The 13,180-nt window shown below is 56.1% G+C and carries 14 protein-coding genes; 4 read left to right on the top strand and 10 right to left on the bottom strand.

Going from position 1 to position 13,180, the window contains the following annotated elements:
- Positions 1-43: 43 nt before the first annotated feature.
- Entirely contained in the window at positions 44-835 is a 792-nt protein-coding gene (locus QWY30_RS00665; RefSeq protein ID WP_290237302.1) for an inositol monophosphatase family protein, read from the bottom strand.
- Positions 836-872: 37 nt separating this feature from the next.
- Here QWY30_RS00665 and QWY30_RS00660 point away from each other — a divergent pair, with 37 nt between their 5' ends.
- Together QWY30_RS00660 and cysE are read left to right on the top strand one after the other, a co-directional pair.
- Positions 873-1,670: an RNA methyltransferase gene (locus QWY30_RS00660; protein WP_290237301.1), complete on the top strand. Its 798-nt coding sequence runs from the start codon at positions 873-875 to the stop codon at positions 1,668-1,670.
- Between the two features lie 73 nt (positions 1,671-1,743).
- Positions 1,744-2,493 (top strand): serine O-acetyltransferase, encoded by a 750-nt coding sequence (gene cysE, locus QWY30_RS00655; RefSeq protein ID WP_290237300.1) that lies wholly within the window; start codon positions 1,744-1,746, stop codon positions 2,491-2,493.
- Positions 2,494-2,514: 21 nt separating this feature from the next.
- On the opposite strand, the gene QWY30_RS00650 is transcribed toward cysE, so the two are convergent.
- Positions 2,515-3,159, bottom strand: coding sequence for a 3-oxoacid CoA-transferase subunit B (locus QWY30_RS00650; protein WP_290237299.1), 645 nt, complete (start codon positions 3,157-3,159; stop codon positions 2,515-2,517).
- A gap of 2 nt (positions 3,160-3,161) precedes the next feature.
- Positions 3,162-3,842, bottom strand: a complete 681-nt coding sequence (locus QWY30_RS00645) for a 3-oxoacid CoA-transferase subunit A (RefSeq protein WP_290237298.1) — start codon at positions 3,840-3,842, stop codon at positions 3,162-3,164.
- 119 nt (positions 3,843-3,961) lie between these two features.
- Between QWY30_RS00645 and mutS the strand changes: the two genes are divergently transcribed.
- Positions 3,962-6,619 carry a DNA mismatch repair protein MutS gene (gene mutS, locus QWY30_RS00640; RefSeq protein WP_435433345.1) on the top strand — a complete coding sequence of 886 codons (2,658 nt, stop codon included), beginning with the start codon at positions 3,962-3,964 and terminating at the stop codon, positions 6,617-6,619.
- A 7-nt stretch (positions 6,620-6,626) separates the two neighbouring features.
- Complete coding sequence (locus tag QWY30_RS00635) at positions 6,627-7,829, top strand: cupin domain-containing protein (protein WP_290237297.1); 1,203 nt, start codon at positions 6,627-6,629, stop codon at positions 7,827-7,829.
- Between the two features lie 42 nt (positions 7,830-7,871).
- Here QWY30_RS00635 and ureG read toward each other — a convergent pair whose 3' ends face one another.
- Genes ureG through QWY30_RS00600 form a run of 7 tightly spaced genes read right to left on the bottom strand, consistent with a single transcriptional unit; the run spans position 7,872 to position 13,024 of the window.
- The gene (ureG, locus tag QWY30_RS00630; protein ID WP_290237296.1) at positions 7,872-8,492 is read right to left on the bottom strand and encodes an urease accessory protein UreG; all 621 of its coding nucleotides are present in this window, start codon (positions 8,490-8,492) and stop codon (positions 7,872-7,874) included.
- 17 nt (positions 8,493-8,509) lie between these two features.
- Positions 8,510-9,190, bottom strand: coding sequence for an urease accessory protein UreF (locus QWY30_RS00625; RefSeq protein WP_290237295.1), 681 nt, complete (start codon positions 9,188-9,190; stop codon positions 8,510-8,512).
- Positions 9,171-9,782 carry an urease accessory protein UreE gene (locus QWY30_RS00620; RefSeq protein WP_290237294.1) on the bottom strand — a complete coding sequence of 204 codons (612 nt, stop codon included), beginning with the start codon at positions 9,780-9,782 and terminating at the stop codon, positions 9,171-9,173. Before QWY30_RS00620 ends, QWY30_RS00625 begins: the two co-directional genes overlap by 20 nt.
- An 8-nt stretch (positions 9,783-9,790) precedes the next feature.
- The gene (ureC, locus tag QWY30_RS00615) at positions 9,791-11,503 is read right to left on the bottom strand and encodes an urease subunit alpha (protein WP_290237293.1); all 1,713 of its coding nucleotides are present in this window, start codon (positions 11,501-11,503) and stop codon (positions 9,791-9,793) included.
- Positions 11,500-11,814 carry an urease subunit beta gene (locus QWY30_RS00610; RefSeq protein ID WP_290237922.1) on the bottom strand — a complete coding sequence of 105 codons (315 nt, stop codon included), beginning with the start codon at positions 11,812-11,814 and terminating at the stop codon, positions 11,500-11,502. The genes ureC and QWY30_RS00610 overlap by 4 nt, the downstream gene beginning before the upstream one ends.
- Positions 11,815-11,838: 24 nt before the next feature.
- The gene (locus QWY30_RS00605; RefSeq protein WP_290237292.1) at positions 11,839-12,141 is read right to left on the bottom strand and encodes an urease subunit gamma; all 303 of its coding nucleotides are present in this window, start codon (positions 12,139-12,141) and stop codon (positions 11,839-11,841) included.
- A 16-nt stretch (positions 12,142-12,157) separates the two neighbouring features.
- Complete coding sequence (locus QWY30_RS00600) at positions 12,158-13,024, bottom strand: urease accessory protein UreD (protein WP_290237291.1); 867 nt, start codon at positions 13,022-13,024, stop codon at positions 12,158-12,160.
- Positions 13,025-13,180: the final 156 nt, after the last annotated feature.

Below are 13,180 nucleotides of genomic sequence, written 5' to 3'. Positions count from 1 at the left end.
GTAAAACTTTTAAAAAAGTGGGTTTCAAACCCTCTTTTAAGGCTTAAACACGGAGGTGACCCAACATCTGGGTAAAGATTTTGGGAGTTGCCGCAATCACGTTGCCAGTTTCCATCCAAGTCTGTTCACCCTCTAGATCGCCGATCAGACCACCGGCCTCGAGCACCATCAGACTCGCTGCAGCCATGTCCCATTGCTTGAGACCGAGGCCACAAAAGCCATCCAAGCGCCCCGCGGCGACATACGCTAAATCCAGCACCGCTGAGCCTGTGCGACGAACACCCGCGCACTGGCGCGCCATTTCCATGAAACGAGGCTGCGAAGCCTCGTCTGGGCCGATTGAACCAGGCCAGCGCGCACCCAGCAAGGCATCGTGGTATTTCAACTGGGTCGACACGCGCATACGTCGGTCATTCAGAAACGCGCCGCCGCCACGGCTCGCGGTAAACATTTCGTTGCGGGCAGGGTCATAAATCACAGCTTGCGTGACCTGACCAGACTGCCGTAGCGCGATGGAGATCGCATAGGTGGGAAAACCGTGAATAAAGTTGGTCGTACCATCCAGAGGATCGATTACCCACTCGTTGGCGGGTACTTCACCCTCGGGGGTGTCACCGCCCTGGTAGCCAGACTCCTCACCCAAAAAGGCGTGATCGGGATAGGCAGTACGAAGCACATCGATGATGGCCTCTTCGGCGGCACGATCGACTTCCGTGACATAATCTCTGGGCCCTTTGCGGGCAACTTGCAATCGATCAAGTTCGAGACTCGCACGGTTGATAATGGTTCCGGCGCGCCGGGCCGCCTTGATGGCGGTATTAAGCATCGGGTGCATGAGCGTAGGTTTTCTATTAAGCAAAGCAGAATTTTAAATGACTTCCGATTTTTCCCGTGTTCGTTTCATTATGACCGAGCCCAGCCACCCCGGAAACGTCGGTTCGGCCTCTCGTGCGATCAAGACAATGGGCTTCGAAGAACTGGTGCTCGTCGCCCCGAAAACCCCTGAAATCGCCCTTCAGCCTGAGGCGATCGCCCTGGCCAGCGGTGCCGGCGATGTGTTGTCCCGAGCCCAGACCTTTGACAACCTTAAAGATGCCTTGGCCCCGGTCACCCTCGCTTTTGCTTTAACGGCCCGCGAACGCGAGCTGGGGCCACCTGCCTGCGACATCCGTGAAGCGGCACAGATGGCCCAAATACATCTGAGCGAGCACCCAGAGGGCCGCATCGCGCTTGTGGTGGGGACGGAACGCTCAGGGCTGACCAACGAGCACATCGAGCTCTGCCACCGCGTGTGCCATATCCCGGCCAATCCTGCCTACAGTTCGCTCAATGTCTCCCAAGCTATGCAGCTCGGCGCCTGGGAGCTCCGTTACGCCTTGCTCCAAGGCGGCACGGCGCCACGTTCGGCCTCCTTGATTACCCCTAGGCCAGTGGCCAAACACCCTGGCAATCAACCCGCGAGTGGCGAATCGGTGCAAGCGTTACTCGCGCACTGGCAAGAGGCTCTCGAAGCCGTTCGCTTTTTAGACCCCGAACATCCAAAAAAACTGATGCCGCGCATGCGTCATTTGTTCAATCGCTCGGATTTAACCAAAGATGAGGTCGACATGATGCGCGGTGTCTGCACCGCCATGATTGCGACGGCTCACAAGCGCATACCCTCTGCATAACAAACCACCCGTTTAAATCCGTTTAATCTGGTTAATATCAAACGATATTCCCTCATGCGGTAGGATCATCAACATGTTTAAAAACATCCGCGAAGACATCGCTTGCATTCTTGAGCGGGACCCCGCCGCACGCAGCAAGCTCGAGGTAATGACGTGCTATCCGGGGCTGCACGCCATCATGGCGCATCGCCTGGCGCATCGTTTGTGGAACGCACAGTTTTATTGGCTGGGTCGTTTTGTCTCGCACCTGAGCCGTATTTTGACAGGCATCGAAATACACCCTGGCGCCAAAATCGGGCGGCGGGTTTTTATTGACCACGGCTTTGGTGTCGTGATCGGCGAGACGGCGGAAATCGGTGACGATTGCACCATCTACCAAGGCGTCACACTGGGCGGCACACGCCTGTACAAAGGGGCTAAGCGGCACCCGACACTGGGCAAAGGCGTCGTGGTCGGTGCAGGTGCCCAAGTCCTGGGAGGTTTTTTGGTGGGTGACGGTGCACGTATCGGCTCCAACGCTGTTGTGGTCAAACCCGTTCCAGCGCACGCCACGGCAGTGGGTAATCCTGCACGCGTGATTGAAAAAGAGACGGAGGCGCAAAGCACTCCCGCCACCCCAGCTATTTTAAATATCGCCTACGCGGTCGATCCCGGCGCGGCCGATCCCTTGAACAAAGTTTTAAATGAACTGATCACGCATGTCGCCAGGCAAGATGCGCGGATCTCAAATCTGTGTCAGTCACTCGAGGCGATGGGCTCCAAAATACAGGATGCCTCACCGCCACTTGATACTCAAAAACTCAGTAAGCTCGTCGATGAGTAAACGGCTAAAGTCCCACGCGACCTAGAACAACAAATCCATTCCCAGCCCGGTCAAACGGCGCAACTCTTGCTCGCCAGCGCCGGACACGTCGTCCACCACCCTAACGACACCGCCAGGTTCGATCTGAAAGACCGCGATATCGGTGTAGACCCGTGACACGCAACCCAAGCCCGTCAAAGGATAGGTACAGCGCTTGACCAGCTTGCTCTGACCGTCCTTGGTGAGCAATTCCATCATGACAAAAACATCTTTCGCACCTGCGGCCAAATCCATTGCGCCGCCGACCGCGGGAATCGCATCGGGCTCGCCGGTGGACCAGTTGGCGAGGTCGCCATTTACCGCAACTTGAAACGCACCCAGCACACATATGTCCAATTGACCGCCACGCATCATGGCAAACGAATCGGCATGGTGAAAATAACTGCCGCCAGGCAGCAAGGTCACGGGCTGTTTGCCCGCGTTGATCAAATCCCAGTCCTCTTCACCGGGTGCGGGAGCGGGTCCCATCCCAAGCACACCGTTTTCGCTTTGCAGGAAAATATCTTTGTCTTGAGGCAAATAGTTGGCAACCTTGGTCGGCAAACCAATGCCAAGATTCACGACTGCACCTTCTGGAATATCGCGCGCCACGCGTGCGGCGATCTCGTCTCTTGAAATACGTTTCATGATTAACCTTTGGCAGCTTGAGCCGGGATGCGCACAACGCGTTTGACATAGACGCCAGGCGTGACGATTGCTTCAGGGTCAAGCTCGCCGAGCTCGACGATTTCATTGACCTGCGCAATGGTGAGCTTGGCGGCAGTCGCCATCACGGGGCAAAAATTGCGTGCCGTCTTGCGATAAACAAGATTGCCCCAACGATCGGCGCGATGCGCGCGGATCACGGCGACATCCGCCACAATCGGTCCTTCGAGTACATAATCCTGACCGTTGATCGTACGGACCTCTTTACCCTCGGCCAATTGCGTACCCACCGCCGTGCGCGTGAAAAATCCGCCGATCCCTGCGCCACCAGCCCGGATACGCTCGGCCAGCGTCCCCTGGGGTACTAATTCGAGTTCGAGTTTGCCGGCGCGATAGAGCCGGTCAAACACATACGAGTCCGCCTGACGCGGAAATGAACAGACGACCTTACGGACCTGGCCTGAAGCCAACAATGCTGCAATACCTTTGTCGCCCGATCCTGCGTTATTACACACGATTGTCAGCTCGCGCGCGCCCTGCTCGATGAGGCCGTCAATCAGTTCATGTGGCTGCCCAGCGCCGCCAAAGCCGCCGATCAGAACGGTTGACCCATCCTGAATACCAGCCATAGCCGCCTGTAAATCGGGCACGATTTTAGAGATCATGTTTGTTTCACCTTGTCACGAAACGCATTTATTTGATTGATTATAGAGAAGTCTGTTATCCCGGTGGCTTACACTAAAGGCTTCCCCAGATGAGCGGCAATCCCCCGAAAAACACACCTATGCAAGACAACGCACTCACGCCCGCCAACACTGAGCAACACACGCCCATGATGCAGCAATATCTGCGTCTGAAGGCTGAGGCCGGTCCTTTGCTGCTGCTCTATCGCATGGGGGATTTCTATGAAATGTTTTATGAGGACGCCGAGCGCGGCGCGCGCCTGCTCAATCTCACGCTGACCCGTCGTGGCACCTCGAATGGTGCACCGATTCCGATGGCAGGCGTACCCTATCACGCAGCCGAACAGTATCTGGCCAAGCTTGTCGCGGCAGGCGTCTCTGTGGCGATCTGTGAACAAATCGGTGACCCGGCCACCAGTAAAGGTCCTGTCGAACGCAAAATTGTTCGCATCGTGACACCTGGCACGCTGACTGACGAAGCACTCCTGCCGGCCAAAGCGGATCGATGCGTCGCGGCAGTGTTCATCTCGCGCAAGGGCAGTAAAACACCTCGTGCCGGACTTGCCTGGCTCAACGTTGCGAGTGGCGAATTCAAACTCGCGGAGTGCGCCCCAGAAGCGCTGGATTCAGAACTGCATCGCATCGAACCTGCCGAGATCATCATCGCCGACGATGCGGAGCTGGACATGACGCTCAGCTGCGCGACTGCGCGTGTCCCTTCTTGGCACTTTGAAGCCGAACAGGCACAGGCACAATTGCTTGCGCATTTCAAAACCCAATCACTCTCGGGCTTTGACGTCGATGATCTGCCCGCCGCCATCTGCGCGGCAGGCGCACTGATCCGTTACGCGGGTCGTACCCAAGCGCACGGCTTGGCTCACATTCAGACTCTGAGCGCAGATCGTGCCAGCCAGTATGTGCTGATGGATCCTGCCACGCGCCGCAACCTCGAGCTCACGCGCACGCTGTCCGGAGAGGAGGCGCCCACGCTTTTTTCTGTCCTGGACAGTTGCCGCACCCCAATGGGCGCGCGACTCTTAAGACGCTGGCTTCACCACCCTTTGAGAGACAACGCGCCTGTGCTGGCACGTCAACAGGCGATCTCCGCCCTCATGCAAGCAAGCGATGCTCGCAGTGAACTATTGCATGCGACCTCGGTATTGGAATCGCTACGCACAGCCTTGAACGTCCTGCCCGATCTGGAACGTATCGCGACTCGCATCGCACTTCTGTCGGTCAGACCCCGCGAGCTCGCGAGCTTGCGCGATGCCTTTGGTGCCTTGCCCCAACTGCAAGAACTCATCGCATCAGCGCAATCATCTGAGCACGGCCTGCACACTCGCTTGCAGGAACTTGCACAGCATTTGCTTCCGCCTCCCGGCATGGAAAGCTTATTGTTGGCGGCTATTGACGCTGAACCTGCCGTTCAAGTTCGGGACGGCGGTGTCATTGCCACTGGTTATGACGCTGAGCTCGATGCGTTGCGTGCGATTTCCACGGATAACGGCGCCTACCTGCTTGAGCTCGAAGCGCGTGAACGCGCTCGCACAGGGATCTCGACCTTGCGCGTGGAATTCAATCGCGTTCACGGCTTTTTTATCGAAGTCAGTCGCGCGCAGGCAGACAAAGTTCCCGAAGACTATCGTCGTCGTCAAACGCTCAAAAATGCAGAACGCTACATCACGCCCGAGCTGAAAGCCTGGGAAGACAAAGTTCTTTCCGCCCAGGATCGGTCGCTCGCTCGCGAAAAATGGCTCTTCGAGCAAGTGTTGCAAGAACTGATGCCCATGGCGCAAGCTTTGTCACAATGTGCAAGCGCCTGCGCGGAGCTCGATGTATTGGTCGCACTCGCGCATCATGCGCAGCATCACGATTGGGTCGCCCCGAGTTTGCTCGATCACACTGCCATTGAAATCACGGCAGGTCGCCATCCGGTCGTAGAACGCTCAATCGAACGCTTCACGCCAAATAGCTGCAGCCTGAATCCGCACCGCGCACTGCTGGTGATCACGGGGCCCAACATGGGCGGTAAATCCACCTACATGCGTCAAGTCGCCTTGATTGCCTTGCTCGCCCGGATCGGGAGTTTTGTGCCCGCTCGCGCGGCATCGATTGGTCCCCTGGATCGGATTTTTACGCGCATCGGCGCAGCGGATGATCTCGCGGGTGGGCGTTCGACCTTTATGATGGAAATGACCGAGGCCGCCGCGATCTTGGCCTCCAGCTCTGCCCACAGTCTCGTCCTCATGGATGAAATCGGACGTGGCACCTCGACCTATGACGGCCTGGCGCTCGCCTGGGCCATTGCGCAAAGACTCGTCACCCACAATCGCGCTCTGACACTCTTTGCAACGCATTATTTTGAAATCACGCGCATGCCCAACGAGCAACCCAACACGGCCAACGTGCACCTTGCCGCAGCGGAGTCTCCGTCCGGGATCGTTTTTTTACACGAAGTCAAAGACGGACCCGCCAGCCGCAGCTACGGCATTCAAGTTGCGCAACGCGCAGGTGTGCCAGCTGCCGTGATCCGGCATGCGACCCGCGAGCTCGAACGACTCGAATCCCAAGGCGCACCCACACCTCAGCTTGGATTGTTTGGCGAGGTCACCCCCGCGCAGAGCACAATCCAGATCCCCAGTGATCTCGCAGAGGCGCAAGCTGCGCTTCAACAAGCGGTCAACGAGCTCGATCCCGACAGGCTCAGCCCGCGCGAGGCACTCGACGCGCTTTATCAACTCAAGAATTTATTACCTTAGGTTTTGTATGCACACGGATCAGCCCCTCGCCCTCCTGGGTGGACTCACCCCTTCCCAATTCATGAAAACCTACTGGCAGCGCAAACCCTTACTCGTGCGCCAGGCTTTCAAAAACTTCAAGCCTCCCGTCTCAATGGCAACACTCAAAAAAATGAGCAAGCGCGACGATGTTGAGTCCAAACTCATCTGGCGGGACCAGGACGAATGGAATATGGAAGTCGGTCCCTTCAGTCGCTTGCCCAAAATGTCCGAGACGCATTGGACGTTGTTGGTACAAAGCGTTGATATCCATGATGACGCGGCCTGCGCGCTGATGAACCAGTTTCGCTTTGTACCGGACGCGCGACTCGATGACCTCATGATTAGCATTGCCACTGCAGGTGGAGGCGTCGGTCCGCATTTTGACAGTTATGACGTTTTTCTTTTGCAGGCACAAGGTCGTCGACACTGGAAGTTCGGTCAGCAAAAAGACTTATCGCTCGTACCTGATTTGCCACTCAAGATTTTGCAAAATTTTGAACCTGAACAAGAGTTTGTGCTCGAGCCGGGGGACATGCTGTATCTGCCCCCGCAAGCCGCTCATGATGGCATCGCACTGGATGACTGTATGACAATTTCGATTGGTTTTCGCGCACCCGACGAGGCAGCTCTGGCGCGTGGCATGCTCGAGGCAGCGGCCGACCAGATTCTGTCTCGCGCTGGCGTTACCAGCGGTCCCTACGGCGAACCTGCCCTGCCCGGACCTGCACTAGACAAGTTCTATCGGGATCCGGGTCAACCCGCCGTGGCCCATCCTGCTGAAATCCCCGAGCGACTGACAGAGGCTGCGATCGCTGCAGCCAGCAAAATCCGCTTTGATCATGCGCTTGCCACACGCTTTCTTGGGTGCTGGCTCACCGAGCCTAATCAGGCCGCTGTCTTTGACAGCCCGCTTTCGCATGAATTGGACGAGGAACAGGACTCAGAAAAAGATACGCAAGCCTATACGCACTGGGTACTGGATCGTCGCACACGTATGCTCTATCGTGGTCAACAACTCTTCATCAACGGCGAAGCCGCCTTGGTGAAAGCCGAAGCGGGACTCAAGCGACTGGCCGATGCACGGGAGCTTGCCGGAACGGATCCCGCGGCTAAACGCCTGTCGAAAGATGCACTCGAAGCACTTGCAGACTGGCTCGACGATGGATGGATTCATCTGGTGCGCAAATAATCAGGTCCGTTAATCGGACCTGTCTTGTCCAGACGCAGTTTTTCACGAACGAACCAGGCAACCTGATTTTTCGATAAAACGGATGACCTCGTCCAGACCCTCGCCTGTTTTCAAGTTGGTCATGACCCAGGGGCGATCGACACGCATGCGCGCCGTGTCATGGCGCATCACGTCCAGATTGGCGCCCACATACGGTGCGAGATCCGTTTTGTTGATCACCAGCAAATCACTGCGCGTGATACCCGGACCACCTTTGCGAGGAATTTTTTCTCCACCCGCCACATCAATCACATAAATCGTCAGGTCCGATAAGTCAGGACTAAAAGTCGCCGCCAGATTATCTCCACCGGACTCGATAAAGATCAGCTCAAGATCTGGAAAACGCTTTTGCATGCGGTCAATTGCTTCGAGATTAATCGACGCGTCCTCGCGAATCGCCGTATGCGGACAGCCACCTGTTTCAACGCCCATGATTCGGTCCGCTGACAACGCCTCTGCCGCGACGAGCAATCGCTCGTCTTCCTTGGTGTAAATGTCATTTGTCACGACAGCGAGTTTGTACTGGTCGCGCATCCTTTTACAAAGGACTTCGACCAAGGTCGTTTTTCCAGAACCCACAGGGCCGCCGATCCCTACACGCAAAGGATTGGAAAGTTGTGTCATGTTCGTGTTCCTTATTTTTAACTTCTGAATAATCTGCTGTACTGCGTCTCATGCCTTGCACTTGCCATCGCCAGACCGAATGTAGCGGTGCCGGCATCGGAGAGACTGGTCTGCTGGGCAATCAAACAAGCCTGAGCAATATCATCCTTGAGCCGGTGTAACAGTTGTTGACCTTCGACCTGACCGAGCGGAACGGTTTTAATGGCCGCCAACACCTGGTTTTCAATCCATCCCCACAAATATGCTGCCAGTGCCGTTTCCTTTTCTACCCCGCTACAGGCTGCCAGTGCGGCATAGGCTGCAGGATAAGACCAGGTCATGTCCCTAAACTGGGCCAGAGCATGTGCCAGAGGCCACTGTCCAAAGAGTTTTGCCATTGAATACCCCATCTGGAGGGATTCGAGTCTGAGTTCAGAGGTTTCCCGCAACGCGCTGAGTTGTTGATTACCCAGCTTCAGCAGAGCCCAGTCCTGTCGTGCAGCGCAGTCATAACAATGCAACCACCACGGCAACTCCTGACGGGCCAAATTGAGCAGCAAACCATCACGAATCCAGAGGTAAGCCTGTTCCATATCGGTGACCCACCGATCCTCGATCGCTTGCTCCAAGCCTTGCGAGTACGCGAATCCTCCGACAGGTAAGGCCGGACTCGCCAGATGCAAAGCCGCCAGAAGGGAATTAAGTTTTGGATCGCGCATGGGCTGCTATGGAAAGTTGTTCGCCGATCTGACCCATCGCTTCGTCCTGAAGCTCGACGCCACATTCACTCGGATGTTGATGATGGTGATGAGAATGTGAGTGCGAGTGACCACCCGTATTGGCAGAATAAGCGCCCCCCTCGGGAAGAAAAGGCTGGCGAGTCTGCTCCACTGTGCCTCCAAGGCGTCGGACAAGCTCTGCAAGAACAGGATCAGGCTCGATCAACACAGAATCAGGGAGCAACATCGCCCGCACATGCCGATTCGCCAAGTGGTACACAATGCGCATGAGCTCGAACGCATTGGATGCCCGGATCAGCATGAGCGACTCAGGTGCGGCTTGGACGAGCACCTGTTCACCGCCCTCACCGCAAAGCACATCCCCATGCTGCATGGACTCGCCGCGCGCCAGGATGACCGCGACCGCACGTCCGTTGGGAAGCATCGCAGCCAAACGTGAACGCTGCCGATCCTCAAGGGTGAGTTCCAGTACAGGAATAGACTCTGATTGCGCATCGACCTCTGAGAGAGCTTGCACTTGCCCAGACGCTCGCTCTTGCGCAGGAATACGGGTCGTCAACATGATCGCCATCGAAACTCCTAAAACAAAAAGTAACGTTGCGCCATCGGTAACACCTGCGCAGGGGCGCAATCCAGCAAGACGCCATCGGCATAAACCTTGTAGTTTTCAGGACTCACCGTAATGTGAGGGGTGGCGCTGTTGAGCTTCATATCGGCCTTGGTGACTGTGCGCGTACCCTGCACCGTCGCGATCTGTCTACGCAAGCCAAGCTCCTGATGCAGGCCGCGTTGCACCGAGATACCAGACATGAACGTGATGCAACTGGTTTCAATACCACGTGCGGAAGCTCCGAACTGAGGTCTGAAATGGACAGGCTGCGGTGTCGGGATCGAGGCATTGGGATCACCCATCGCGGCCATGGCGATCTGACCACCTTTGATGACCGTCGAGGGTTTGACGCCAAAAAATGCCGGCCGCCACAACACCAGATCCGCCCATTTACCGACCTCGATTGAGCCGATCTCATGCGCCATACCATGCGTCAGCGCAGGATTGATCGTGTATTTCGCGATGTATCGTTTGATGCGCGAGTTATCGCTTGTCGAGGGGTCAGAAAATGCCCCATCACTCAAGGAGCCACGTTGCTCACGCATTTTATGCGCCGTCTGCCACGTCCGCATGATGACCTCTCCAACGCGCCCCATCGCCTGACTATCCGATGAAATCATCGAGAATGCTCCAATGTCATGCAAGATGTCTTCGGCAGCGATCGTTTCACGACGGATCCGGCTCTCTGCGAAAGCAATGTCTTCGGCAATCGAGGCGTCGAGGTGATGACACACCATCAGCATATCGAGATGTTCATCAAGCGTATTGACCGTATAGGGTCGGGTCGGGTTCGTCGACGAGGGCAGAACATTTTGCTCACCACACACGCGGATAATGTCGGGTGCATGGCCGCCTCCGGCACCTTCAGTGTGATAGGTGTGGATCACCCTGCCGTCAATGGCTTTAAGTGTGGCCTCGACAAACCCCGACTCGTTCAGCGTATCCGTATGGATCGCCACCTGCGTATCGGTCTGATCTGCGACGGTCAGACAGTTGTCGATCGCGGCGGGCGTGCTGCCCCAATCCTCATGAAGCTTGAGACCGACGGCACCCGCTTCGATTTGCTCATGTAAAGGTCCCGGCAACGACACGTTGCCCTTACCCAACAATCCGATATTGATTGGATAAGACTCCAGGGATTGGAGCATGCGCGCCAGGTGCCAGGGACCGGGGGTGACCGTGGTTGCAAAAGTCCCGGTCGCGGGCCCTGTTCCACCTCCGATCATGGTGGTCACGCCTGAGCACAAGGCTTCCTCGATTTGTTGCGGACAGATAAAGTGTATGTGGCTATCGACGCCACCCGCCGTCACGATCATGCCTTCGGCTGCGATGACTTCGGTCGCAGGTCCGATCACGACTGTCACCCCAGGCTGGATATCCGGATTACCTGCTTTGCCAATTCCCGAGATACGACCATTTTTAATGCCGATATCGGCTTTGACGATGCCCCAGTAATCGATGATCAATGCATTGGTGAGAACGGTGTCGACACAATCCGCACTCATCCGTTGCGATTGTCCCATTCCGTCCCGGATGACCTTGCCACCACCAAACTTGACCTCTTCACCGTAAATCGTGAAATCCTTTTCCACCTGCGCAAAAAGAGAGGTGTCTGCGAGACGAATCCTGTCCCCAGTGGTCGGCCCAAACATTTCGGCATAAGCCTGTCTTGAAATTTTCATTGGTCCAGACTCCCCATGACTGCTCCAGAAAAGCCATACACAATGCGATCACCACTCAAGGCCACAAGCTCGACCTCACGGGCCTGTCCAGGCTCGAAGCGAATCGCTGTTCCCGAGGGAATATTCAATCGAAAACCTCGAGCCGCAGCGCGATCAAACGACAACGCCGCATTGGTCTCAGCAAAATGAAAATGCGAACCCACCTGAACAGGACGATCACCTGTATTGGACACAGTCAGGCTCAATACATCGCGACCGACGTTAATCTCGATATCATCGCCTTCTTGAACAAGCATTTGTCCCGGAACCATGGATGTTGTTTGCATCGCCTCTCCTTATTGAATAGGTTGATGGACCGTGACGAGTTTGGTGCCGTCCGGAAACGTCGCCTCGACTTGAATGTCCGGAATCATTTCAGGAATACCCTCCATCACATCCGCACGAGTCAATATGTTGCGCCCCTCCGCCATCAGTGTCGCAACGGTTTTACCGTCACGCGCGCCCTCCATGATCGCAGCCGTAATCAGCGCAATCGCTTCGGGAACATTGAGCTTTAAGCCGCGTGCCAGGCGCCTTTCCGCAAGTAGGGCCGCAGTAAAAATGAGTAACTTATCTTTTTCTCGAGGGGTCAAGTCCATCCGCACACTCCTTGATTCATGTTGCCCAGAGACGGGGTTGAAGGGCCATGCGACCCAGAACGAGGGGCCGCAGCGTGCTCCACGCCTGTTCAAGCAAGCCCTTGAGTTTTAAAGGTTCAACAAGCAAACGTCCGACGAGTAAACGTGGATGAAGCACGGTCCACGCAAGCTCGGGGCTCTGCTTGCGCACGGACTCCAGTTGAGGCTCTGTCCATGCGTCTGGCTCGGCCAAAATAGCCCAAACCGTTGCAAACGCATGATGTCCTCTCAGACCGATCGGTGAGTGAAACAACGCATCGCTTCCCTCCAGCACGATACGATCATGCCAGACGAGCCCCTCTGGAAAAATGATCTTGAGTGATTGCGCAAAACGTCCTGAGGTAAAGGATTCACCTGAAGCTCGTCGCCCAAAAATTAAATGATCCCACCCCAGCATCGCCCCAGTCGCGGCGGCCTCGATTGTGATGTCCGACTCGACTTGAGCGCGATCAAAGACGATCGTTTCCTGAGGAAGCCACTCCAGTTGTCCTTCCAGGTCGATCTCAATTTTTTGCGTGGCTGGCACCACCCAATCGGTCCCGTACCACTTCGCAGCCGATGGTGTAGTCACCAGCGCACGGCTCTGTACTTGACTCCGAAGTTGCACCTCAAGCCGGTCACCGCCAGCAATTCCACCGGGTGGATGCACGATGATCGCGTGACAGAGTGCGGGGCCTTCGGGGTAAAGCGCCTTTTGTATCCTTAACGGACCCTGATGCTGATGTTTGAGATTCGTACGGCGTGTTTGTCCTGCGGGTCCTGTTTGGACCTGCCCGTCAGGATAAAAATCCAGTTCAAGCCGGGCTAGCCAGCTTGCTGTGGTGAAAGACTCGACGCGGTTCATGACCTGACACAAGCAATAATGATGCCTGATCGCCATGTACAGAGAATACTCTGCGGTAAAAGCATGACGTGGGAGCGCATTTCTGCGATGCGCCTCATTCTGGCGCACCAAATGCATTATTTTGGTGCACTGACAACCTGGTTGCCCTATTTTCGG

Source organism: Zwartia panacis (assembly GCF_030410395.1).
In the GTDB taxonomy this organism is placed as follows: Bacteria; Pseudomonadota; Gammaproteobacteria; order Burkholderiales; family Burkholderiaceae_B; genus Zwartia; species Zwartia panacis.
The sequence above is the reverse complement of the archived record's forward strand: the minus strand, read 5'-3'. Positions and strand labels throughout refer to the sequence as shown.